Here is a 23,401-nt window from a genome sequence, read left to right as displayed (position 1 = left end):
ATTGCAGCAGAAAATTATATGCAAAATAAAATGGAAATTAAAAAAGGTATATGAACAATTGGAATTTGATTAGCAGATTTTCATGGGGTAAAACTTGGAAATTAATCACGGTTTTGTTTTTCCCATACATTGTAAATGCACAGCAAAATGTAACGGACAGTGTGATTGACCAGGCTACTCTTACTAACTGTATTCATTATGCAATCAATCATAACCCTGATATTAAAAACGCTAAACTTGATGAAGCAATAACCGAAACGACCATTAAAAGCAAATTATCAGAATGGTATCCGCAGGTTAATTTTAATTACAACTTTCAAACTAATTTTAAATTACCCTCTTCAAATTTTAATGGAAACATAGTTAGTATCGGATCTAAAAATACATCCGCCTTACAATTCGGTGCAACACAAAATATTTTCAACAGGGATTTGCTTCTTGCTTCAAGAAGTTCAAGAGATGTCCGTCTTCAATCAAAACAAAATACGAAAGAGCAAAATATAAATCTTGCCGTTATGGTAAGCAAGGCTTTTTACGATGTGTTGCTTACCAAGCAACAACTGGATGTAACAGAACAGGATATTGCCCGGATAGAGGTGAGCTTAAAAGACGCATATTATCAATACCAGAGCGGAATTGTAGATAAAACGGATTACAAAAGGGCAACTATTTCATTAAACAATGCAAAAGCGCAGAAGAAGTTTGGAGAAGAATCGGCACAAGCAAAATATATTTATTTAAAGGAATTGATGGGCTATCCGGCTACAGAAAATTTTGAGCTGGTATATGATTCTGCTCAAATGGCGAATGAAATTTTGTTGGATACTTTAGAAAACATAAACTATTCCAACAGGATTGAAATTCAGTTATTGGAAACACAAAAGAAATTACAGCAATACAATCTGCAATATTATAAATGGAGTTTTCTTCCTGAAGTTTCTGCATTCGGAAATTATAATCTTAATTTTCTTAACAACAGGTTTAGCAAATTATATGGACAAAGCTATCCCAATTCTTATGCAGGTATTTTATTATCGATACCTATCTTCCAGGGCGGCAAAAGATTACAGCAAATAAAACAGGCAGAGTTGCAGATGACTCAGGTTGATAATACCATCACGAGCATTCAAAATAATATTAATACCCAATATACGAAGGCGATGGCCACTTATAAAAGCAACCTTTACAATTATAACAGCCTGAAAGAAAATTTGTCGTTGGCAAATGAAGTGTATGATGTAATAAGATTACAATACAGGTCGGGTGTTAAATCCTATCTCGAAGTTATCAATGCAGAAACTGATTTACGAACAGCTCAAATAAATTTTTATAATGCCATGTACCAGTTGCTTTCAAGTAAAGTAGATGTTCAGCAGGCATTAGGCAATATTGTATATTAAAATAAATAGTATGAATTATAAAAGACTTTATTTATTTCTCCCTGTTATGTGCGCAATAATTATGGCCTCATGTGGCGGAGATAAAAAAAGTGAAACTATGCAACAACAGCAGCCGCAGGCTGCAATACCCGTAACCATACAGGAAGTAAAATCGAGTGATGCGGTATATTATGATGAGTATCCCGCTACCATTGCAGCATTGGACGAAATAAAACTAACGGCGCAGGTTAGTGGCTATGTTACCGGTATTTATTTTAAAGATGGCAGTAAGGTGCAAAAGGGCCAAAAATTATATTCCATAGATGCTGAAGTGTACAGGGCCAATTATGAACAAAGCGTTGCTAATCTGCAGGTGCAGGAATCAAATTTATTAAAGGCACAAAAAGATGCAGATCGTTATCATGAGCTCGACAAACACGATGCAGTAGCAAAACAACAGGTAGACTATGCTGATGCAGCGCTGGAAGCCGCTAAAAAACAGGTAGCCGCTTCAAAGGCAAATGTGGCGGCCGTGAGATCCAATATCAGATTTGCGACTATAAGTGCACCTTTTACAGGCACAATTGGAATTTCACAGGTAAAGGTAGGAACGGCGGTAGTTGCCGGACAAACCGTTTTAAATACCGTTTCAACCAACACACCCATTGCAGTCGATTTTACGGTGGACCAAAAAGATATTTACCGTTTCATTCAACTTCAACAAACCGGGTCGAATATAAAAGATTCAATTTTTACAATAGCATTTGGAGATAACGTTTACCCCTACCCGGGGAAAATAAGTTTAATAGATCGTGCGGTTGATCCTCAAACAGGAACTATAAAAACAAGACTTGTTTTCCCCAATGAAAAAGGAATGCTTAAACCGGGCATGAACGCAACAGTAAGGGTTAAAAACAGTTCGTCTTTAAAATCAACGATTATTCCTTATAAGGCAGTGACCGAACAATTAGGAGAATTCTTCGTGTATGTGGTGGGCGATAGTAACAAGGTTTCTCAGCAAAAAGTACAGCTGGGAAAACAAATAGGAAGTGAGGTTATCATTAAAACCGGATTGAGTGAAGAGCAAAAAATTGTTGTGCAGGGAGTGCAGAACCTGCACCAGGGATCAGTGGTGATTACTGCTCCTCCTGCGTCACCCGAAAATAAGAACCAGAAAACTATGAATACATCTGATAAAAAAGAAATTAAAAAATGATCGCTGAAACTTTTATACGACGACCTATTACTGCAATTGTTATTTCTATTGTGATAGTCCTGGTTGGTATTATTTCGTTTTCGTCTTTACCCATTGCGCAGTATCCTGATATTATACCACCCACCGTAAATATTGGGGGGACTTTTACAGGCGCTGATGCAAGAACCGTGGAACAAACAACCACCACACCAATAGAAACGCAAATTAATGGTACCCCAGGTATGTCGTACATTTCAAGTAACAGCACTGCAAGCGGCCAAAGTGGTATAAGTGCAGTTTTTGATGTAGGAACTAACGTGGATATTGCGGCACTTGACCTGCAAAACAGGGTGAATGTTGCATTGCCTACATTGCCTGATGCCGTAAAGCGTTTAGGCGTTACTGTAAGAAAGCGCAATCCGAGTATCATGGTTGCTCTCGCATTTTATTCTCCCCACGGAACACACGATTCCAAATTTATTGGCAACTATGTAAACATCTATATGAAGGATGCTTTGCAGCGGGTAAAAGGTGTAGGCGATATTTTATCAAGAGGTGATGATTTTGGAATGCGCATCTGGCTGGATCCCCGAAAGCTTGCTGCGCTTGGCGTTAGCCCTTCTGATGTAACGGCTTCTATCAACGAACAAAACCTGGAAATTGCAGCAGGAACTGTTGGCGGCAACCCACAACCCGGCAATCAAAGTTTCGAATATAGCGTGTTAACCAACAGCAGAATCAATACGGTAGATCAATTCAGTAATATTATTGTTCGCTCTAATCCTGCCACAGGAAATATCATTTACTTAAAAGATATAGCAAGAATAGAATTGGGGAAATTTGATTATGGAAACAATGCCCTTGTAAATGGGAAGCCTGCCACGTTTTTATTAATATACCAGGCACCTGGCGCTAACGCCTTGGAAACGTATGACGGGATAACAAAAACACTTGCAGAGTTAAAAAAAACATTTCCTAACGATATAGACTACCTGATTCCATTGGAAACAGTCTCTGTTGTAAAAACTTCAATGAAGGAAGTTTTATATACTCTTTTAGAAGCACTGGCGTTAGTAACAATTGTGGTATTTCTATTTCTCCAAAGTTGGCGAGCAACCTTAATACCTATACTGGCTATACCTGTTTCCCTCATCGGAACCTTTATATTATTTATCCCTTTCGGTTTCACTATTAACACACTTACCCTTTTTGCATTCGTACTGGCAATTGGTATCGTGGTGGATGATGCAATTGTGGTTGTTGAAGCTGTTCAGCATAACATTGATTACAACAATCTCTCCCCGAAGGATGCCACAAAAAAAGCAATGAAAGATATCTCAGGGCCTGTAATTGCAATTGCCTTAATATTGGCAGCAGTGTTTGTTCCTGTGGGTTTCATCCCAGGTATCGTAGGCCGGCTTTACCAGCAGTTTGCTATTACAATTGCTGTATCAGTAATTATATCAGCTTTTGTCGCTTTATCATTAACGCCGGCATTGTGTTCAATAATGCTTAAGCCATCAAAAGATAAAGATGCCAAAAAGAATTGGCTTGAAAAATTTCATGCATCATTCAATAAAGGATTTGGCAAAGTAAATGCATCATATGCAAGAGGGGTTTCCAAATGGATTAAAAAAACGCCTTATGTTTTAATTTTACTGATTGTTATTTTCGTTGGTTTATTTTTTCTTTTCAAAAATAAACCGACTGGTTTTATACCATCCGAAGATGAAGGCCGTCTTTACGTTACTTATGAGCTTCCTGAGGCAGCTTCTACCAATCGCAGTATTGACATGCTAAAACAAATTCAGGCAAAAATATTAACTATCCCGGAAGTAAGAGTGGTCGGTGGAATAGCAGGATTAAACATCATCAGTTTCTCCAATAAATCTAATGTGGGAACAATTTTCGTTTTATTACAACCATGGGACGACAGGAAAGGTAATGAGCACAATGCACAAAGTGTGATCAAAAAAATACAGCAGGTGACGGGCGACATAAAAGAAGCGAGGATTCTGGCAATTTCTCCGCCAGCAATTCCGGGATTAGGACAAACATCAGGTTTTACATTTGAACTTCAACAAACAACAAGCACAGATAGTATCCAGGAGTTTGAGAAAGTAGCCAGAAATTTTTTAGCTGCTTTAAATAAAAGACCTGAAATAGGAATGGCCTATACATTTTTCAGTTCACATACGCCCGGCTACCAGATAGATGTGGACCGTGAGAAAGCGAAACAATTAGGGGTATCAATTGCAGATGTATACGCAACTATGTCAACTCTATTAGGGAGCAGCTATATTAATGATTTCAATTTATATGGCAGAAATTTCAGGGTCGTAGCTCAGGCTGATAGCAATTATCGTTCTTCACTTGCCGATCTTGAAAATTATTATGTGCGTAACAGCCAGGGCAACATGATTCCGCTAGGCTCATTAGTTACTGCCAAAGTAATTGAAAGCCCTTCTTTAGTATCGCATTACAATATTTACCGGTCAATAGAAATTAATGGCAATGCTAAAGCAGGATACAGTAGCGGCCAGGCTATAGATGCTTTAAAAGAAACAGCTGCAAAAGCTTTGCCTGTGGGATATGGCTATGAATTTTCAGGAATGAGTACTGAAGAGATTAAGGCTGGAAACAGTCGTACAACAATATTTGCGATTTCTATAGTGTTTGTATTTCTTTTTCTTGCGGCATTGTACGAAAGCTGGTCCATTCCATTTTCGGTGCTTTTTGCAGTTCCTATCGGCGCATTAGGATCAATAATTACCCTTACGTTCCTGCCAAACCTCACTAATAATATCTATGCACAGATAGGCTTGATCACCCTCATTGGTCTTGCTGCAAAAAATGCTATTTTGATAGTAGAATTTGCTAAAGAGAGAGTGGATGTGGGCATGGATGTAATAAAGGCAACCTTAGCTGCTGTAAAACTTCGTTTACGCCCAATAGTTATGACGTCGCTTGCATTTATTTTTGGTGTACTTCCACTGGCATTTGCCAGCGGGGCTGCCGCTGAATCCCGTAAAACTATTGGCTGGACTGTATTTGGAGGAATGCTGTCAGCCACTACACTGGCAATATTTATCGTTCCGGTATTATTTGTATTAATCACACGTATATCTTACGGGAAGAAAAAACTGGCAGAATTACAGGCCAATTATAACCCTGAAGAACATAAGGATATTGAAGCAGATTAAGAAAGTAAAATGCCAATGATCAACATTCTATTATAATGTTGATCATTGGCATTTTGTGTCAACCTTCGTTAGAGAGGCCTCACCCAAATATTTCTAAAGCTGATAGGTTTACTCTTATCTCCATGTGCCTGCAATTTTATTGGAGCAGCTCCATGTGCAGAACCTTCGTACGTTGGAAGACCTATAAAACGGGTAGGACCTTTTAATTCAAAATTATTCTGAACTAAAATGCCATTAAAAAAAGCAGTTACTCTTGCCGGGCTTTTTAAAGAACCATCGTCATTAAAACGCGGCGCAGTCCATATTACATCATAATATTGCCATTCGCCCGGCGGACGATTAGGATTTACTAGCGGTGCATTTTGTTTGTAAATGCTGCCGGCTTGTCCGTTAGTGTAGGTTTTATTGTTATAATTATCCAGTATTTGCATTTCGTATCCGGCATCCCCTTTGCCTATTGATGCAAGAAATAAACCGCTGTTTCCGCGAGCCTGGTCGGAACCTTCGATGTCTTTTGGAATGCGCCATTCAATATGCAACTGGTAGTCCATAAAAGATTGCTTTGTTTGGATATTTCCGGAAGTTTTTTTAACGGTAACAATTCCTTTATTTACAATCCAGTCCGCCGCTTTTGTTGTGTCATCTGCCAAAACCCATTTGTCCAGACTTTTTCCGTCAAATAAAATGATCGCATCGGAAGGTGCATCACCACAGGATTTGCCAGAAGTAACTACCGGTGGAACCGGGGTGTATAATTCAGTGTCTTCATGTTTCATGGCTTGTTGTGCATTAACTGAAGCAACCAGTACCAATAAAAATGCCGGGATAAAAACCAATTTTTTTTTCATAATGAAGTAGAGGAGGTTATGTAATTAATATTTATTTTTTCAATCGTAAAGCAAATGAATAACTGCAAAAATCAAGCAATCGCAAAATCAACTAAGAAAAACTAATACACTCTTTCAATTCCTTGTCAGTATAAGCAAGATTATATTGCTTTAAAACATCTGCTGGTACGCCATTCCATTGATTAGGAGTATTTCCCATATACCCAACATCTTTACCTCCAATTTCAGATGTATAAAAACCAGTAGCAGTTAAATTACGCATCAGGTTAAAAAAAGCAACCCCTTGTTTCATCTCGGGCTTAGCTTTCTTTGGAAAAGCAATTTCATCCACCATTTCTATTTGCTGTTGCTTGTTACAATCTTTAAAAGAATTTTGATACCGGTTATAGCATTGCAGATCCAGCCAGCGCAGTCCTCCACGCATAGGGACCTGGTGCTCAGGTTTATCTTTCACAATAAACTCAATAAATTCGGGCACTTTCGCATCAGAAGCGCTTCCGCTAACATCATCTTTCGGAATAATAATATCACCGAGTACCGTAATTGTCGCCATTTCCTCGGGAGTAAAAAAAGTGGTGGATGTTACTTCTTTATAATGTTCGGCTTCTTCCTTCATCCGGTTGATTCCAGTGGGATTGCCATCATTATTGTCTTTGGCAACAACTTTATTATCTGCTTCCTTTTTATCGGCAAGTTTGCAGGCATCCAGCAACATCCCGGTTGATACGGTGCCTAATGCAATTGCTTTTAATGATTTGCGTCTATCCATGGATGTTTGGTTTATTAGTTTATTAGTTTTTTAATGAATACTTTTTGCAACCACGTCATACATTTTAAATTTGATTTTTCTTTAACTGGTCAACAATATATTCTGACGTACGCATTGATAAAGCAAGAATAGTCCACGTGATATTTTTATCACCCTGGGACACAAACATGCCTCCATCCACATTAAATAAATTTTTGCATTCATGTGCCTGCGCCCATTTGTTTAACGGAGCCTTTTTAGGATCGTCACCCATGCGGACAGTGCCTGCTTCATGAATAATATTTCCAGGAGCATGCAGGCCGTAATTATTTTCCGGTCCATCATCGCCGCCCCAAGTTATTACAGCCCCCATTGAATGCAGGATTTCTGAAAATGTTTCTTTCATGTGCTTGGCCTGCTTAATTTCATAATCAGTATAAGTTGTATGAAAACGTAATACAGGTATGCCATATTTATCAACCACATTCGGATCAATTTCACAATAACTATCTTCTCTCGCAATAGCTTCGCCCCGACCGGCCATGCCCACGTGAGCGCCAAAGAAGTACCGGTAATCTTCTTTCAATGAAGCACCATAACCTCCTGCTTCTTTTTGCTTTCCTTTAATTTTATAGGTTCCATTTAAATTTTCAATACCCCAGTTAAATCCATATAGCGGCATTCCAAATCCTCCGCCGTATTCAATATGATAACCACGTGGAAAGTCAAGCTTTTTATTATCCAACCACCACGGCGTATACACATGCATCCCTCCTACTCCATCTTCGTTATAGCGTTTGCGATCAAATAATTCAGGAATAATACCACCCATATCAGCACCGGTAGAATCATGTAAATATTTACCAACTACATTACTCGAGTTGGCGAGACCGTTAGGATGTTGTGGTGATTTTGAATTTAGCAATAATCTTGCAGATTCACAGGCGCTTGCGGCAAGAATAACTGTTCTTCCCGTAACCTGATATTCCTGCATATCAGGCTTATGTACATAAGATACACCTGTGGCAAGTCCTTCTTTATTTACCAATACTTCACGCACCATTGAGTCAGTAATCAAATCAACATTACCAGTTCTTAATGCAGGAATTATTAAAGCAGATGAAGAAGAAAAATCTGCATATATTTTACAACTACGGCCACATTGAGCGCAATAAAAACATTCACCACGATCTTTATTAATTGATTTGGTAAGAATGGAAAGCCGTGAAGGAATTACGGGAATACCAATATTAGTTGCAGCATTTTTAATAAATAACTCATGCAAACGCGGCTTTGGCGGTGGAAGAAAAAAACCATCAGGAGCATCTACCAAACCTTCATTAGTTCCAAACACACCCAATAACTTATCAATCTTATCGTAATATGGTTTTACATCATCATAACTTATTGGCCAGTCGTCTCCAAGGCCATCTACACTTTTGTGCTTAAAATCTTTCGGTCCAAAACGTAACGATATTCTTCCCCAGTGATTGGTGCGTCCGCCCAACATGCGTGCCCGCCACCATTCCCATTTGGTTCCTTCCGCCTGCGTGTAGGGTTCACCGTCAATTTCCCATCCCCAATAACATCCATCAAAATCTCCAAAGGGACGATACTTAGTGCTTGCGCCTCTTCGTGGCGATTCCCATGGATTTTTTAACTGATTAGAGTCTTTGGCAGGGTCATACATAGGACCGGCTTCAATAAGACAAACTTTTAAACCTGCGTTCGCAAGAACATACGTAGCCATTCCACCCCCGGCACCGGAACCCACAATAATGGCATCGTATTTTTTGGGTTGGATTTTAATCTGGAAATTTCCCATAATAATGTAAAGAGTTCAGAAGATAAATTAAGAGAGCGTGAATGTAAAACTTATGCGATAATTTTTGAAATTTATTTTATGTATTAACATGAAATTTTACAATCATCAAATAAAAAATAACAAGTTAAGTTATTAGAAAATAATTTTTGTAACCCTTATATCGATAAACTGAACTCTATCGATCATTAATTATATTTGCAAAAATGACTCCGTAGCTCAGTTGGTAGAGCAACAGACTCTTAATCTGTGGGTCCAGAGTTCGAGCCTCTGCGGGGTCACTAAATAATCTTACTGTTATTTATAAATACCAGAATGAAATGGAAGTAGGAGTATCATTCTCGCTCGAAATTTCGAGGTTTAAATCCTGGCGATCATCGATGCTATATTCTATTACCCCATCAAATAAGCCAACCCCTTCGTAACAGGTTCACATAAATCCATTACCCTTTTTTGCCTGAATAATTTTTCGATAATATCCCTAGCTTCTTTATACTCATCATGTATGGGACAAGGATGAGTGGATGAACATTTACTTAAACCTAATCCGCAGCTTTTAAAAACTTGTTTTCCATCGATGGCTTCTATAATATTAATAATGGGTTGTTTTTGTTGTTCTTTGGAAATGTAAAAACCACCTGAAGGGCCTTTCACACTATTAATTATATTTTGTTTTACGAGGGTTTGTAATATTTTCCCCACCGTATGTTCACTCGCATTTATCAATTCCGATATCTCTTTTATCCCGGCATTTTCTTCCGTGTCGAATTTGGAGCTAAGATAAATTACAGCTTTTATAGCGGTTTTGCAGGTATTACTCAACATAATTATTGGTTTAAAATTTCACGCCCTTTATCAGTTATCCTTTTTGAATTCCAGGGCGGATCAAATATAACTTTTACCTCTACGTCAAAACCAAGAAAGGTTTGATTAAGAGCATTGGTTACGCCCGTCGATATAGATTCTCCCATGGGGCAAAACCGCGTGGTAAGAGTCATGGAGCAATAAACTTTTTTTCCGGCTTCATCAAAATCAATTTGATATATTAAACCGAGATCTACAACATTTAACCCGATTTCAGGATCAATTACATTTTTTAATGCATCTAACGCCTGATTGTTCTTTTCATTATCATTGGTAATTATATTCATACTTCTTTTGGTTTATGCAGTGCCATTTTAAATACATTCCCATTGTATAGTATGGCAGAAATGAACAGCAATAAAGCTGAAATTTTTAAAAGAAGTTGATTTGTTAGCAGAATACCCGAACCAAATAAAATAAATCCGGCGAGATAGATTACAGCCATCAACTTAAATATTTTATTACTGAATAATTCTCTTGGATTAGGAGTTTTACCCAGACCCGCTTTGCTATGATATGTTTTGTTCCACAATATAAAAGGCAGTGTTTTAAAAGTCATTCCTAAAATAATTGCAGTTATCCATCCAAAGAAAATACAGAAGCCATAGGTTAATATTAAACTGCTATCATCTATTGAAAACAATAACAATAAAATTATAATTAGCAAAGAACTTAATGGCAATAACATCATTAGGATTGAAAGCAATGAAATCTTTAATTGATCATCTACCTTTTTTCTAAGGCGATCCCGGTAAGCTTTATAACAATAAAATCCAAACATCAACAAGGATATAAAAATTGCAACAACAGGCAAAAAATAAAGCCAATCAATTTTGATATATAAAAAATTAACAAGAAAAAATATCAGTCCAATATTTATCAAGATGTAAATCCACCAGAGAAGGTTTTTATTGTCGTATTTTGAAATAAGAAATAATGGAATAAGCCTGGAACCAACTCCAATTACCAATAAGAGAAACCATCCAATAATTCCCAGGTGTGCATGCAATGGCAGATAGGCCAAAGAATCCTGTGATAAAAGATTATGAGTAAAATTAAATATGAGACACAGTCCCACAATAGTAGTGATCAATAACCAAAGAGTAGCTGTAAAAACAAACACGGCATGTACATTTTCTTTCTTACTCTTTACCATGCTTATGGCAATATTTATTAAATAAAATATTACTGCGGCATTAATTAAAATTGCACCCAATTGGGCTTGCCATCCAAAATAAAAAGTATAAAAACTGCAAACTAAAAATGGAATTCCTATTGCAGCTAATACAAACGAAAGATACGCCAGGGTATTGCTGTATAATTTACTTTCAATTAATACAGGAACTAATTGGTGGCTTGCTCCGAGTATGATCATAGTTCCCCAGCCCAACGCCATAACATGAGTAATGGCAAGAGTTTGAGGATGAAAATAGTTCTGCACAAAAGCTGATGAAGAAAAAAATAAAAGAAATGTTGCCACCAAAAAAGACAAGGCTGCATATATGTAAAAAGGCAATACCACCTTATAAGAAGTGTTTTTTGCCAGGCCGCCCATATCGGGAGAAGATGGAAACATATCAGTCTTTAAATATTAAGAGATGCACTTCGTTATCGCCGATTTCTTTTATACGGTAATCAAAATTTCTTTCTTTTAATTCGGGTAATAAAAAAACAGGTATTCTTTTGTGATATACAAACAATGCGGTTTCAGAAGGTAATTTTTCGAGCGCATCAAGAATGGTTAACATCGGCTTTGGCATCTCAAATTCTCTCACATCAATTGTTTGAATTTTATCATTAAATTTTTGAATATAATAATCCCAACCTTCAGTAGTGTTTTCTGTTACATCGATCTCAATGGCGTTATCACCTGTTTTATAAAAATAAGTTTCCACAAGTTGGTCATTTATTACATCAACATAAGACTCAAACCCTTGCTTTTTTAATAATAAAATTAAAGGTGTAGGCTCAAAACTGTTTACAATTTTAAGTGCTTGTCCAGGCTGAATACTTTTTACTTTTTTTACGATTAAAGATAACGGATCTTCATTAGCATCAATTATCGGTCGCACATCAAAGTCAATGATCTGGCCAGGTTTCAGCAAATTAAAAAAAGCAGGAAGAGGTTGCTTCTCTTTATTTGTAACCTGCGGTGCGGTTTTATCAATATCAAAACCAAGGGGTCCTAATTTTTCAAAAAAATCATTGATGTTGCATCCGCTGATTTTAGATGCCATACCAATACTGGTGCGGCCGGCCATTAATTTTCTTAAAAGTGGATTTCTTAATTTTTCAAACTTTGGTGTTATGCTTATAATGGCTTCTAAAGCGGCGAAGTTTGCTTTTAAAATCGCAGCAATTTTCGTATCGGCATTAATAGTCATGTTCATGTTTATTCAAAATAATTATGATAGTCATCTAAACGTTTGTCAATAGATTTAAAAGTTGTTCTTGCACTAGCGGTGTCGGTTATATTTTTCAATTCATTGGTTTCTTTCAAAACCGGTTCCAGCCAATGATGAAGCGCTTCATGATCGGGTCCGGTCATTTTACATTGCTGAATCATTTTATTTAATGCATTGTTTAAATCACTGCTTAATATTTGATAATCATTGGCTGATGGAGATGATATTATCCTGAAATTATCGGCAATGGTGCGCAAGTTTAATACATTAATATTAGTGATGGAATCTGCTTTCCATTTAGCTCCGTTATTCAACGAAAGTTCTGTGGTTTGTGCCTGGTCGTGGCTATGCTGTTCATTAGCTTCAACTTTATCTGAACTTTGATTACATGCAAACAGAAATGCCATGCATATAAATAACACTATTGATTTTTTCATAATGATCATCAATTTTAAAATGGAGTTTTTCTTTTTAATTCTTGTATACGATTTCCATTCAATTATAAGATTACAGATCCTGCTCTATTTTCAAGCCTTCATTATTTTCATTTCTTTTTAAATAAACTTATAAAGCAGGACCTGTAGCTATGCAGCATATAATTGGCTTTTTAATTTTATTTCTTTTCCAATTCTAATGCTTTCGGAAATAAAATATTATTTTCCAAATGCACATGAATATGTAAATCATTTTCGAACTCTTCAAGTGTTTTGTACAAATAAGAATAGCTGGCACAGGCGTCTTCAGGTAACGAAAAGTTATTGCTGAGTTTTCTTATCTGATCCAATTTATTTCCTACTACCTCATGCTCTTGCTCCATAATGCTTATAGGAGATTTTATGGTATTAAAACTTTTACCTGGCAAAAGATTTCCATTATGCTTAGAAGCTACCAATTGTTTTACATACGGAAATAAAATGGTTTCTTCCTTGATCATGTGTGACGTCAATTCTTCGTAAACTTCATCTACCAATTGGCTGATGGGGAATAATTCAGGATGCCGATCTCCATGTACACTGGCAACCTTAGATGCAAAAGAACGTAAATCCGGTAGAGTCTTTTTCACATAACTATGATGCGTGTTTATAATATAATCTGCAAGAAAATCAATATTCCAGTCATTATAAGGTAATGGCCGTGCTGTAGAAATATTTTTATCTGCGGTCTGTAATTCCTGTTCAACTTTGGTCACATCTAATCCTTTTTCTGCGCAGGCTTCCTTAACTGTTTTCTTGCCGCCACAACAAAAATCAAGTCCATATTTTTTAAATACTTCTGCCTTACGTAAATCTTTGGCAGCTATTTCGCCTAAAGTCTCATCTTCTTCGCCCAAAAGTTTTTTAGCAATTTTTACCCTCCACAATTGTGGCCCCTGCTCGAGATATTCCCATTCAAAAATGTTTCCTCTTTCTCCTAATAATTGATAGTAAAGCGGCTTAGGATCATGGTCATTATGAATGGTTAAGCTTTCTCCCGGCTCTAATTCATCAAACCTGATAAAAATCGTAGGATGTTTTAGCCTGGGTTCTATCTGCGTTACATTAAGTACATTCTCTTGTTCTAATAAAGTTTCCATTTTTTATAAGTTTTAAAAGTTAATTGGATACAAAGGTAGACAATTTTTTATAATAAAAGTATAAAAGTACTTTTATTCTTAATTTATTTTAATTACTACCTTCAGTGCCAGTTTTAAATGCAGGTAATCAATCATTTTATATCTTCCCATTTACTCGGGGATAAATTTTATTTTACCCAAAACTGGTCTTCAAAATCATCAGTCGATGGAGATGGTTGTAGCGCAGCCAATTGTTGTCCTATTTTATTAAGTTGCTCATCGCTTAACGTTTTCTCAAGATGGGGAAAGAGTTTGCGCTCTTCATATCTTATATGATCATCCACAAGATTAGCGAGTTGGGCTAATTTCTGTTTTGCATCATCTGCTGAACTTCCCTGCAAGGCACCCAGTGTATGTTTTATTTGTTTATGATGTTCAATTGCCCTCTGCACCAATTCATCTTTCAATGGAGAAAACAAAATGGTTTCTTCTTCGCGAAAATGTTCATCTAAATGATGGCTCCAAAAATATTGTGTGTATTTTATAATGCGTTCCGTGGTTACTCCACGTTTTAATCCTTGTCGTATTTTCCAGCAAAATAATAAACCGGAATGATGCTCTTTCGAAAGCTTCAGCATGTGTTCACTACGCTTAATAGGTTTTGTTTCCATAATTCTTTTTAATACTTAATTATCTAAATTCGTCTGCATAAAGTTTTGAAGCACTACTGCATTATTATGCTGTTCATCATGCACTGCATAAAGCAGTGTAATTATTTTATGCTTTTTTATAAAATTTTGTAATTCATTCACTGCTTCTGATTTCTTCAATTCGTCGGTATATTTCTCAACAAAACTTTTCCATTTCGCAGGTTCATGATTAAACCATTTGCGCAATGCTGCAGAAGGAGCAACTTCTTTTAGCCATGCATCTATATTTGCTTTCTCTTTATTTATTCCACGTGGCCACAGGCGATCTACAAGAATGCGAAATCCATCGTTATTTCCAGTTGGTTCGTAAACCCTTTTGATGTAAATCTCAGTCATCTAAATCGGTTTGGATTTTATAGAAAGTTCATCTGACACTTCTTCTTATAAAATTAACCATTGCCAGAATTTAATTCATTATTAATTTATTAAGAGGCGGTTTCTTTAGTTCCTGCTTCATTATCGCTTTATTGAAATATAGGTAAGAAGATTATCAAATGATTTTAATACCTGGCCTTTTATCTTCTAATAGCAAAACTCTTTATTATAAATCGATCTGAGAAAAATATCATTTGTCTCTTTTTTATTCATTTTTATTCAATCGGCCTTTCTAACTACTAAAAACTTCAAGAAAATTATCATGATACGAATCATATTTTATATTGAAGAATATCATCTTTTGTGGCAGAGCTAATTTCTACTTTGCTAAAGTTTTAATAACCAGTTATAACTGTAAACTCACTCTGTCAAAATTATCATGCATATGTTTGATATTACTAAACCGGTTGATCTCACCATTCATGCTGAAGGTACCGGCCCCAAACGATCTCAGCGTCCGGTATACTTTGATTTTATGCCCCCTTGCAACAGTGCGTGCCCCGCGGGAGAAAATATACAGGCATGGATGGCTCATGCACAGGCTGGCAATTATTTTGAAGCATTCCAAACGCTTGTAGAAGATAATCCGTTCCCCGCTATCATGGGACGTGTATGTGTGAAGCCCTGTGAGACAGGTTGCAACAGAACACATATTGATACTACGGTGAATATTCATGCTGTTGAAAGATATATTGGCGATGAGGCAATAAAACAAAAATGGCCTATCCAGTTTTTATCCTATTCAACAGGCAAAAGAATTTTAATAATAGGCGCAGGGCCATCGGGTTTATCTGCAGCTTATCACCTGGTACGTATGGGCCATACTGTTGAAATTTATGAAGCGGGCAATCATGCGGGTGGACTTTTATGGACTGGTATCCCGGATTATCGTTTGCCAAAATACATATTGGATGCAGAGATCAATCGCATCGAGCGGCTAGGAGTAAAAATAAAATTGAATTATAAAGTAACCGATGTTTTAATGGCAAAGAAAGTGGGCAACTTTGATGCCGTCTATCTTGCCATTGGTGCGCAACATATACATGATGAAGAGTTCAGGCACGATAATTCAGTGTACATCACGGATGCGTTTTCTTTCTTCAATGAATTGGAATCATACACATCGCCTTACGCACACAAGAAAGTAGTAGTTTATGGTGGTGGTAAGCTGGCTTTATATATTGCCCGCATTATAAAGAGATTGAATTCACAAGTGTCAGTGTATTTCCCCGGAGATAAAAAAATGATGCCGGCTTATGATTATGAAACGGAGGACGCAATGGAAGAAGGTGTAGATGTACAACTTTTAAAAAGTATCACATCAATTAAAAATAAAACAATTACGCTGGAGAAATTGAAAGTGGAAAGAGGAAAAACCGCGGGTACAGGTGAGTTTGAAACTATTGAAGCGGATGTATTAATAAATGCTCATAAGCAGGAATCAGATTCTAATTTTCTCCTTTCTCTTACAGGCGTAGTAATTAATGATGATGGAACGGTGAACATAGATGCGCAACGCATGACCGGCTATGATGGAATTTTTGCAGGTGGCGATGTGCTTCCGGGTGAAAACAGGAGTGCTACCATTGCCATCGGGCAGGGTAAAAAAGCAGCCCGTTATATTAACGGTTACCTGTCTGGGAAAACTTACTTAAAACCTGATAAACATCCCACCGCCAGTTATCGTAAACTGCACATGTGGTATAAAACAGATGCGCCACAAAAAGCGCAGGACAAACTTGCACCGGCAGTTGCGATAAAAAGCTTTGATGAAGTAGTTGCAGGCTTATCCGAACCAGAAGCGAGATTCGAAGCCCAGCGTTGCCTTAGCTGTGGTAACTGTTTTGAGTGTGACGGATGCTTCGGCGCATGCCCTGAAGATGCTATCATAAAACTAGGTAAGGGTAACCGTTATAATTTTAATTATGACGCCTGTACGGGTTGTGCGGTATGTTATGAGCAATGCCCGTGCCATGCAATTGAAATGGTTCCGGAACCTGTTACAGTTTGACAATTTAATAATTTATTAAAAATGGAAAATAGTATAACACCAATTTTAAAAGAAAGCCGTAGTGTTCCGCAAAAGTCAGACGTATCGGGTGAACCGTTGATGGCAGTTAATAAAAAATTGATCGCAACAATAGATGGAAATGAAGCAGCGGCTTATGTAGCTTACAGGGTAAACGAAGTTTGTGCCATCTATCCAATTACGCCATCATCCACCATGGCTGAACTCGCAGATGAATGGGCTTCAAAAGGAATAAAAAATATCTGGGGTAATGTTCCCGATGTTATTGAAATGCAGAGTGAAGGCGGTGCAGCAGGTACAGTGCATGGTGCATTACAAACCGGTTCACTCACTACAACGTTTACTGCGTCACAAGGTTTAATGCTGATGTTGCCCAACATGTATAAAATTGCCGGCGAGTTAACACCTGCTGTTTTTCATGTTGCAGCACGCTCATTAGCAACACAGGGCTTATCCATCTTTGGTGACCACCAGGATGTAATGGCAGCAAGAACTACCGGCTTTGCTATGTTGAGCTCTGCCAGCGTTCAGGAAGCGCATGACTTTGCGTTGATAGCACAGGTTGCTACTTTAAAATCAAGAATTCCTATTGTACATTTTTTTGATGGTTTCCGTACTTCACATGAAGTAAATAAACTGGAACTGTTAAGCGATGAACAAATAAAATCAATGATACCGGATGATCTGGTTATTGCTCACCGTAAAAGAGGTTTGAATCCTGAACATCCATTCATAAGAGGAACAGCACAAAACCCTGACGTTTATTTCCAGGGAAGAGAAACTGTAAATAAGTTTTACAATAGTATGCCAGGCATTGTTGAAGAAGTGATGAACGATTTTGAAAAAATGACGGGAAGAAAATACGAACTGTTTGAATATACCGGCGCTGCTGATGCAGAACAAATAATCATCATCATGGGTTCCGGAAGTGAAACTGTTTCTGAAACTGTCAATGCCTTAAATGCAGTCGCAGAAAAAACCGGTGTTATCACCGTTAGGTTATACAGGCCTTTCTCATTAGAATATTTAATTAGAGTGTTGCCGCCAACTGTAAAATCAATTGCTGTATTAGACAGAACAAAAGAATCCGGTGCCGCCGGTGAACCAATGTACCAGGATGTTTTATCAACATTGGTGGATGCATTGCAACAGGGAAAACTGAAAAGATTACCGAACATTGTTGGCGGCCGTTATGGCCTTTCATCTAAGGAATTTACACCGGCGATGGTGAAAGGAATATATGATGAATTGAAAAAAGATCATCCTAAAAATGGATTCACTATTGGTATTAATGATGATGTAACATTCACAAGTCTTGAATATGATCCATCTTATAAATTAGATGAATCAGCATGGAGACAGGGATTATTTTTTGGATTAGGCTCTGATGGAACTGTTGGTGCTAATAAAAATACCATCAAAATTATAGGTGAGAATACCAGCTTATATGCACAGGGATATTTTGTATATGATTCTAAAAAATCGGGCGCAAGAACAGTATCTCATTTACGTTTTGGACCAAAGCCAATAAGAGCGCCCTATTTAATTTCAAAAGCAGATTTTATTGCATGCCACCAGTTCAACTTTACAGAAAAAGTAGAAATGCTGGCCTTTGCAGGTGAAGGTGCCACATTCTTACTAAACAGCCCTTATGACAAAGACGAAGTGTGGAGTAAACTAACGGGACAGGTACAGAAAAGTATCATTGATAAAAAAATAAAATTTTATGTAATTGATGCGACAACAGTGGCAAGAGAAACAGGCATGAGTGGACGTATCAATACCATCATGCAAACATGCTATTTTGCTTTATCAGGTGTATTACCGAAAGAAGATGCCATTAAACAAATAAAAAAAGCAATTGAAAAAACATATTTCAAGAAAGGCCAAAAAGTAATTGATCAGAACTTTTTAGCGGTGGACGCAACCCTTGCGAATTTATATGAAGTGGATTATCCAAAAAATGTTTCTGCTGCTGATCATAACTTACTAACGGTATCTGCTAAAGCGCCTGACTTTGTGAAAAATGTTACCGCAGTAATGATGGCAGATCATGGCGATCAGTTAGCCGTAAGTATGATGCCAAATGATGGTACTTATCCAAGTGGTACTACTCAATGGGAAAAAAGAAATGTTTCTGACCTGGTGCCTTTATGGGAGCCCGATCTGTGTATACAATGCGGCAACTGTGCCTATGTATGTCCGCACAGTGTAATACGAGCTAAGTTCTATCACAAGGATAATTTGAAAAAAGCACCGCAGGAATTCAAATCAGCGCCGATCAATGCAAGAGGTTTCCCTGAAACACAATATTCATTGCAGGTGTATGTAGAAGATTGTACCGGTTGTAATTTATGTGTGGAAGTTTGCCCGGCAACAGATCCGTCTAACCGTAATCGTAAGGCTATCAATATGGGCGAAAAAGAACCCATACTCGAACAGGAAAAAGCCAATATTGAATTCTTTGAAGACATTTCCTGGAACGACCGTTCAAAAATTGACTTCTCTACTGTACACGGTGCACAATTCTTAGAGCCATTATTTGAATTTTCAGGAGCGTGCGCCGGTTGCGGAGAAACGCCTTACTTAAAATTGCTATCACAATTATTTGGCGATCGTTTATTAATTGCAAATGCAACTGGTTGTTCATCTATTTATGGTGGTAATCTGCCGACAACTCCATGGTCAATAAATAAAGAAGGCCGTGGACCGGCATGGAGCAACTCTTTGTTTGAAGACAATGCAGAGTTTGGATTGGGCATGCGTGTTACCGCGGATAAACAATTGAATGTTGCAAGGCAATTGTTATTAGAATTAAAAGATGAATTAGGCGAAGCTGATGTAAAGGAAATATTAGATGCTAAACAAACATTAGAATCAGAATTGGTTCTGCAACATCAAAGAGTGGATGGATTAAAAGAAAAATTGAAAACAATGACGTCATCTGCAGCCAATCTTCTTTTATCAGTAGCTGATCAACTGGTTCGCCGCAGTGTATGGTTAGTAGGTGGCGATGGATGGGCTTATGATATTGGTTATGGAGGGTTGGATCATGCATTGGCCAGCGGAAGAAACATAAATATTTTAGTACTCGATACAGAAGTGTATTCAAATACAGGTGGTCAATCTTCAAAATCAACACCAACAGCAGCAACGGCAAAATTTGCGGCAGGTGGTAAAAGCGGTGGTAAAAAAGATTTGGCGATGCAAGCTATTTCTTACGGCAATGTGTATGTGGCAAGAGTGGCCTTTGGTGCTAATCCACAACAAACATTATTAGCAATGCGGGAAGCCGAAGCTTATGACGGACCTTCAATTATCCTTGCCTACAGCCATTGTATCGCTCATGGATATGATCTGAAAAATGGATTAGACCAGCAACACAAAGCAGTTGCCAGCGGACACTGGCCTTTGCTGAGATATAATCCTATCCTAAGAAAGAAAAATCAAAATCCATTTGTACTGGATTCACCAAGGCCAAATATGGCATTAAAAGATTATGCATACAATGAATTAAGATATAAAGTTTTGACGATAACAAATCCTGAAGCAGCAGATAGGTTGATGAAACAAGCGCAGGACTTGGTGAACCTGAAATGGAAAACTTACGAAGAACTGGCAACAAAGAAAGCAAGTGATTTTGTTCCAGTTGGAAAATAAGAATATTTGACTTGTGCAACCTCCATATAAGCTTATGGAGGATTAACCAAATCAACGAGGAGACCACCTGTCTGCCTTCGGGCAGGCAGGTGTATTTAAACAAAATAGTTTTAGTCAAAAGATATAAGCACATGAAAATACATTCAACCTACATGGGACTTAAATTGGATTCGCCAATTGTAGTATCCGCCTGCACCTTATCCGAGAAAACAGATAATATTGTGAAGATGGAAGATAATGGCGCAGGCGCTGTCGTATTGTTTTCGTTGTTTGAAGAACAGATACGAAAAGAAGAAGCCAGGTTAAAATTTGTAATGTCCAAAACCAATAATTCGTCTGCGGAAGCATTAGACTATTTCCCCAACCTTAATGATTTTAATGTAGGTGTTGATGATTACCTTGAGAATATACGCAAAGCAAAAGAACGTGTACACGTTCCAGTTATCGGCAGCTTAAATGGCATTACCAATGAAGGATGGATTAATTATTCAAAGCAAATGGAACAGGCCGGTGCTGATGCTATTGAAGTAAATATATTTTTCATTCCCGGGGAAATAAGTATGTCTTCTGCAGAGGTAGAACACCGCTATCTGAATATTATTGAATCCATAAAGCATACCGTAAAAATTCCTGTTGCTGTAAAATTAAGTCCTTATTTCAGCGCTATGGGGAATATGTCATTGCGGATGAAAAAGGCGGGCGCAGATGCACTGGTTTTATTCAATCGCTTCTATCAACCTGATTTTGATATCAATGAAATGATTATTAAAACTGATTTGAATTATAGCGAATCTAATGAGATAAGGTTGCCATTATTATGGATTGGTTTATTGTATGGAAAAGTAGATCTTTCACTTGCTGCTACTACCGGTGTACAAAGCGCTGTTGAAGTAATAAAATATATACTTGCCGGTGCTGATGTAGTGATGACAGCTTCTTCTTTATATAAAAATGATATTCCTTATTTAAAAACTATGAACAAGGAATTACAGGAATGGATGTATATGATGGGCTATGATGATATTAATTCATTTAAAGGGAATATGAGCCAGCAAAAAATTTCTGACCCTACTGCTTATCAAAGGGCCAATTATATTAAAATACTGGAAGGAGTTAAATAAAGTAGCATGACAGAAAGAATCGAGCAACTCCACCATTTTTATTTTATAAGGTTCGGCCCAGCTTCTTTTTATAATTTTTTTCATTTCTATTTCTTTTGCTGAATTAATTAATAGTTTCAAGCTTTGCAGTAAAATGCCTGAGCGTTGATGCTTCTTCAATAATTTTTAATCCTTTTATTTCATTTCTCTTATTGAAAACTTCAATGATTACTTCTGCCACATAATCGATATGGCTTTGTGTATATACTCTTCTTGGAATTGCAAGACGAACTAATTCCATTTGCGAGGGAATTAATTTTCCATCTTCATCATACTTTCCAAACATCAAGGAACCAATTTCAACACTTCGGATTCCACCTTCAACATATAATGCACCAACCAACGCTTGTCCGGGATATTGATCAACCGGAATATGGTTAAGAAATGCCTTTGCATCAATATATACTGCGTGACCACCGGCAGGCTGCATCACGGGCACACCAACATCAATCAATTTATTCGTGAGGTATTCAATACTACGGATTCGATATTGCAGGTAATGTTCATCCAACACTTCACGCAATCCGATTGCAATGGCTTCAAGATCACGCCCCGCAAGCCCTCCATAAGTTGGAAAGCCTTCCGTCATAATCAAAAGATTACGGCATTCCTTTGCAAGTTGTTCATTATGCATGGCAAGAAAACCACCAATATTTGCAAAGGCGTCTTTTTTAGCACTCATGGTACAACCATCAGCATAGGAAAAAAGTTCTTTGGCTATTTCAGTAACAGATTTATCCGCATAGCCTTCCTCCCTCAATTTGATGAAATAAGAATTTTCAGCAAACCTGCAGGCATCTATAAAAAGTGGGATATTAAATTCAACACAAATATTTTTTATTTCCCTGATGTTGGCCATACTTACAGGCTGCCCTCCACCGGAATTGTTGGTTACTGTGATAATACATGCGGAAATATTAGCTGCTCCTTTTTCTGCAATGAATTTTTCAAATAACCCAGTATCCATATTTCCCTTAAATGGTGCGGGAATCGTTGGATATTTCCCTTCTTCACATATTAGGTCAACTCCTTCCGCTCCTGAAAAATCAATATTGGCACGGGTTGTATCAAACAACGTATTGCTTACAATATATTTACCTTTCCCCCCAAGGATGCTGAAAAGGATTTTTTCCGATGCTCTTCCCTGGTGCGTAGGTATCACAAAAGGCAACCCTGTAAGTTGTTGTATAGTTTCCTCAAAACGAAAAAAACTGGGACTCCCAGCATAAGATTCATCCCCCTGCATGATGCCCGCCCATTGATTGCTGCTCATGGCACTGGTGCCGCTGTCAGTCAGCAGATCAATCAAAACATCATTTGAATGAATCAGGAAAGGATTATAAAATGCCTTTTTTAAAATGGCAATACGTTCTTCTTTATTGTTAAAATAAATGGGTTCAACGGATTTAATCCGAAATGGTTCTATGATTGTGTTCATACATGAATAATTA

Annotated in this window: 18 protein-coding genes and 1 tRNA gene; 7 read left to right on the top strand and 12 right to left on the bottom strand. The window is 37.4% G+C overall.

All coding sequences use genetic code 11. The annotated features are described in order from the left end of the window. Positions 1-50: 50 nt before the first annotated feature. Genes FW778_RS14840 through FW778_RS14830 form a run of 3 tightly spaced genes read left to right on the top strand, consistent with a single transcriptional unit; the run spans position 51 to position 5,777 of the window. A complete protein-coding gene (locus tag FW778_RS14840) occupies positions 51-1,400 on the top strand; it encodes a TolC family protein (protein ID WP_150415595.1) in 1,350 nt (449 codons plus the stop codon). Between the two features lie 10 nt (positions 1,401-1,410). Beyond that, on the top strand, positions 1,411-2,595 hold the full coding sequence (locus FW778_RS14835; protein ID WP_150415594.1) for an efflux RND transporter periplasmic adaptor subunit: 1,185 nt from the start codon (positions 1,411-1,413) through the stop codon (positions 2,593-2,595). Then, positions 2,592-5,777, top strand: a complete 3,186-nt coding sequence (locus FW778_RS14830) for an efflux RND transporter permease subunit (protein WP_150415593.1) — start codon at positions 2,592-2,594, stop codon at positions 5,775-5,777. Before FW778_RS14835 ends, FW778_RS14830 begins: the two co-directional genes overlap by 4 nt. Before the next feature lie 68 nt (positions 5,778-5,845). On the opposite strand, the gene FW778_RS14825 is transcribed toward FW778_RS14830, so the two are convergent. The 3 genes from FW778_RS14825 to FW778_RS14815 form a co-directional block, all read right to left on the bottom strand. Further along, positions 5,846-6,625: a 3-keto-disaccharide hydrolase gene (locus FW778_RS14825; RefSeq protein ID WP_150415592.1), complete on the bottom strand. Its 780-nt coding sequence runs from the start codon at positions 6,623-6,625 to the stop codon at positions 5,846-5,848. Positions 6,626-6,716: 91 nt separating this feature from the next. Beyond that, positions 6,717-7,394 (bottom strand): gluconate 2-dehydrogenase subunit 3 family protein, encoded by a 678-nt coding sequence (locus FW778_RS14820; RefSeq protein WP_150415591.1) that lies wholly within the window; start codon positions 7,392-7,394, stop codon positions 6,717-6,719. A 64-nt stretch (positions 7,395-7,458) separates the two neighbouring features. After that, the gene (locus tag FW778_RS14815; RefSeq protein WP_150415590.1) at positions 7,459-9,198 is read right to left on the bottom strand and encodes a GMC family oxidoreductase; all 1,740 of its coding nucleotides are present in this window, start codon (positions 9,196-9,198) and stop codon (positions 7,459-7,461) included. A gap of 205 nt (positions 9,199-9,403) precedes the next feature. On the opposite strand from FW778_RS14815, the gene FW778_RS14810 reads away from it, so the two are divergent. Continuing rightward, positions 9,404-9,476, top strand: a tRNA-Lys gene (locus tag FW778_RS14810). A gap of 112 nt (positions 9,477-9,588) precedes the next feature. Here the strand turns inward: FW778_RS14810 and FW778_RS14805 are convergent. The 8 genes from FW778_RS14805 to FW778_RS14770 form a co-directional block, all read right to left on the bottom strand. Then, complete coding sequence (locus FW778_RS14805) at positions 9,589-10,020, bottom strand: RrF2 family transcriptional regulator (RefSeq protein ID WP_150415589.1); 432 nt, start codon at positions 10,018-10,020, stop codon at positions 9,589-9,591. Positions 10,021-10,022: 2 nt separating this feature from the next. Further along, the gene (locus FW778_RS14800; RefSeq protein WP_150415588.1) at positions 10,023-10,346 is read right to left on the bottom strand and encodes a metal-sulfur cluster assembly factor; all 324 of its coding nucleotides are present in this window, start codon (positions 10,344-10,346) and stop codon (positions 10,023-10,025) included. Next, positions 10,343-11,635 carry a cytochrome C oxidase subunit I gene (locus FW778_RS14795; RefSeq protein ID WP_150415587.1) on the bottom strand — a complete coding sequence of 431 codons (1,293 nt, stop codon included), beginning with the start codon at positions 11,633-11,635 and terminating at the stop codon, positions 10,343-10,345. The genes FW778_RS14800 and FW778_RS14795 overlap by 4 nt, the downstream gene beginning before the upstream one ends. 1 nt (position 11,636) lies before the next feature. After that, a complete protein-coding gene (locus tag FW778_RS14790) occupies positions 11,637-12,449 on the bottom strand; it encodes a DUF2249 domain-containing protein (protein WP_150415586.1) in 813 nt (270 codons plus the stop codon). Positions 12,450-12,451: 2 nt separating this feature from the next. Then, on the bottom strand, positions 12,452-12,901 hold the full coding sequence (locus FW778_RS14785) for a hypothetical protein (RefSeq protein ID WP_150415585.1): 450 nt from the start codon (positions 12,899-12,901) through the stop codon (positions 12,452-12,454). Between the two features lie 176 nt (positions 12,902-13,077). Further along, entirely contained in the window at positions 13,078-14,037 is a 960-nt protein-coding gene (ric, locus tag FW778_RS14780; protein WP_150415584.1) for an iron-sulfur cluster repair di-iron protein, read from the bottom strand. 167 nt (positions 14,038-14,204) lie between these two features. Continuing rightward, the gene (locus FW778_RS14775; protein ID WP_150415583.1) at positions 14,205-14,687 is read right to left on the bottom strand and encodes a hemerythrin domain-containing protein; all 483 of its coding nucleotides are present in this window, start codon (positions 14,685-14,687) and stop codon (positions 14,205-14,207) included. A gap of 15 nt (positions 14,688-14,702) precedes the next feature. Further along, positions 14,703-15,062, bottom strand: coding sequence for a DUF488 domain-containing protein (locus FW778_RS14770; RefSeq protein ID WP_202552267.1), 360 nt, complete (start codon positions 15,060-15,062; stop codon positions 14,703-14,705). A gap of 424 nt (positions 15,063-15,486) precedes the next feature. On the opposite strand from FW778_RS14770, the gene FW778_RS14765 reads away from it, so the two are divergent. From FW778_RS14765 to FW778_RS14755, 3 genes are all read left to right on the top strand, one after another. Beyond that, the gene (locus tag FW778_RS14765; RefSeq protein ID WP_235906269.1) at positions 15,487-17,112 is read left to right on the top strand and encodes an NAD(P)-binding protein; all 1,626 of its coding nucleotides are present in this window, start codon (positions 15,487-15,489) and stop codon (positions 17,110-17,112) included. Between the two features lie 21 nt (positions 17,113-17,133). Further along, entirely contained in the window at positions 17,134-20,790 is a 3,657-nt protein-coding gene (gene nifJ / locus FW778_RS14760; RefSeq protein WP_235906268.1) for a pyruvate:ferredoxin (flavodoxin) oxidoreductase, read from the top strand. A gap of 131 nt (positions 20,791-20,921) precedes the next feature. Continuing rightward, positions 20,922-21,911 carry a dihydroorotate dehydrogenase-like protein gene (locus FW778_RS14755; RefSeq protein ID WP_150415579.1) on the top strand — a complete coding sequence of 330 codons (990 nt, stop codon included), beginning with the start codon at positions 20,922-20,924 and terminating at the stop codon, positions 21,909-21,911. Between the two features lie 103 nt (positions 21,912-22,014). Here the strand turns inward: FW778_RS14755 and FW778_RS14750 are convergent, their stop codons facing one another. Further along, positions 22,015-23,388: a tryptophanase gene (locus FW778_RS14750; protein WP_150415577.1), complete on the bottom strand. Its 1,374-nt coding sequence runs from the start codon at positions 23,386-23,388 to the stop codon at positions 22,015-22,017. Positions 23,389-23,401: the final 13 nt, after the last annotated feature.

The sequence above is a fragment of the Ginsengibacter hankyongi genome (genome assembly GCF_008710285.1).
GTDB lineage: Bacteria > Bacteroidota > Bacteroidia > Chitinophagales > Chitinophagaceae > Ginsengibacter > Ginsengibacter hankyongi.
Note: the sequence above shows the minus strand (reverse complement) of the source record. Positions and strands in the feature narration are given on the sequence as shown.

What these genes read in the sequence shown, in the direction of transcription:
- FW778_RS14820 (WP_150415591.1), bottom strand. Translation starts at nt 7,394, where the DNA reads ATGGATAGACGCAAATCATTAAAAGCAATTGCATTAGGCACCGTATCA.
- FW778_RS14840 (WP_150415595.1), top strand. Translation starts at nt 51, where the DNA reads ATGAACAATTGGAATTTGATTAGCAGATTTTCATGGGGTAAAACTTGG.
- FW778_RS14765 (WP_235906269.1), top strand. Translation starts at nt 15,487, where the DNA reads ATGTTTGATATTACTAAACCGGTTGATCTCACCATTCATGCTGAAGGT.
- FW778_RS14805 (WP_150415589.1), bottom strand. Translation starts at nt 10,020, where the DNA reads ATGTTGAGTAATACCTGCAAAACCGCTATAAAAGCTGTAATTTATCTT.
- FW778_RS14775 (WP_150415583.1), bottom strand. Translation starts at nt 14,687, where the DNA reads ATGGAAACAAAACCTATTAAGCGTAGTGAACACATGCTGAAGCTTTCG.
- FW778_RS14800 (WP_150415588.1), bottom strand. Translation starts at nt 10,346, where the DNA reads ATGAATATAATTACCAATGATAATGAAAAGAACAATCAGGCGTTAGAT.
- FW778_RS14790 (WP_150415586.1), bottom strand. Translation starts at nt 12,449, where the DNA reads ATGAACATGACTATTAATGCCGATACGAAAATTGCTGCGATTTTAAAA.
- FW778_RS14755 (WP_150415579.1), top strand. Translation starts at nt 20,922, where the DNA reads ATGAAAATACATTCAACCTACATGGGACTTAAATTGGATTCGCCAATT.
- FW778_RS14825 (WP_150415592.1), bottom strand. Translation starts at nt 6,625, where the DNA reads ATGAAAAAAAAATTGGTTTTTATCCCGGCATTTTTATTGGTACTGGTT.
- FW778_RS14835 (WP_150415594.1), top strand. Translation starts at nt 1,411, where the DNA reads ATGAATTATAAAAGACTTTATTTATTTCTCCCTGTTATGTGCGCAATA.
- FW778_RS14815 (WP_150415590.1), bottom strand. Translation starts at nt 9,198, where the DNA reads ATGGGAAATTTCCAGATTAAAATCCAACCCAAAAAATACGATGCCATT.
- FW778_RS14785 (WP_150415585.1), bottom strand. Translation starts at nt 12,901, where the DNA reads ATGAAAAAATCAATAGTGTTATTTATATGCATGGCATTTCTGTTTGCA.
- FW778_RS14795 (WP_150415587.1), bottom strand. Translation starts at nt 11,635, where the DNA reads ATGTTTCCATCTTCTCCCGATATGGGCGGCCTGGCAAAAAACACTTCT.
- nifJ (WP_235906268.1), top strand. Translation starts at nt 17,134, where the DNA reads ATGGAAAATAGTATAACACCAATTTTAAAAGAAAGCCGTAGTGTTCCG.
- ric (WP_150415584.1), bottom strand. Translation starts at nt 14,037, where the DNA reads ATGGAAACTTTATTAGAACAAGAGAATGTACTTAATGTAACGCAGATA.
- FW778_RS14830 (WP_150415593.1), top strand. Translation starts at nt 2,592, where the DNA reads ATGATCGCTGAAACTTTTATACGACGACCTATTACTGCAATTGTTATT.
- FW778_RS14770 (WP_202552267.1), bottom strand. Translation starts at nt 15,062, where the DNA reads ATGACTGAGATTTACATCAAAAGGGTTTACGAACCAACTGGAAATAAC.
- FW778_RS14750 (WP_150415577.1), bottom strand. Translation starts at nt 23,388, where the DNA reads ATGAACACAATCATAGAACCATTTCGGATTAAATCCGTTGAACCCATT.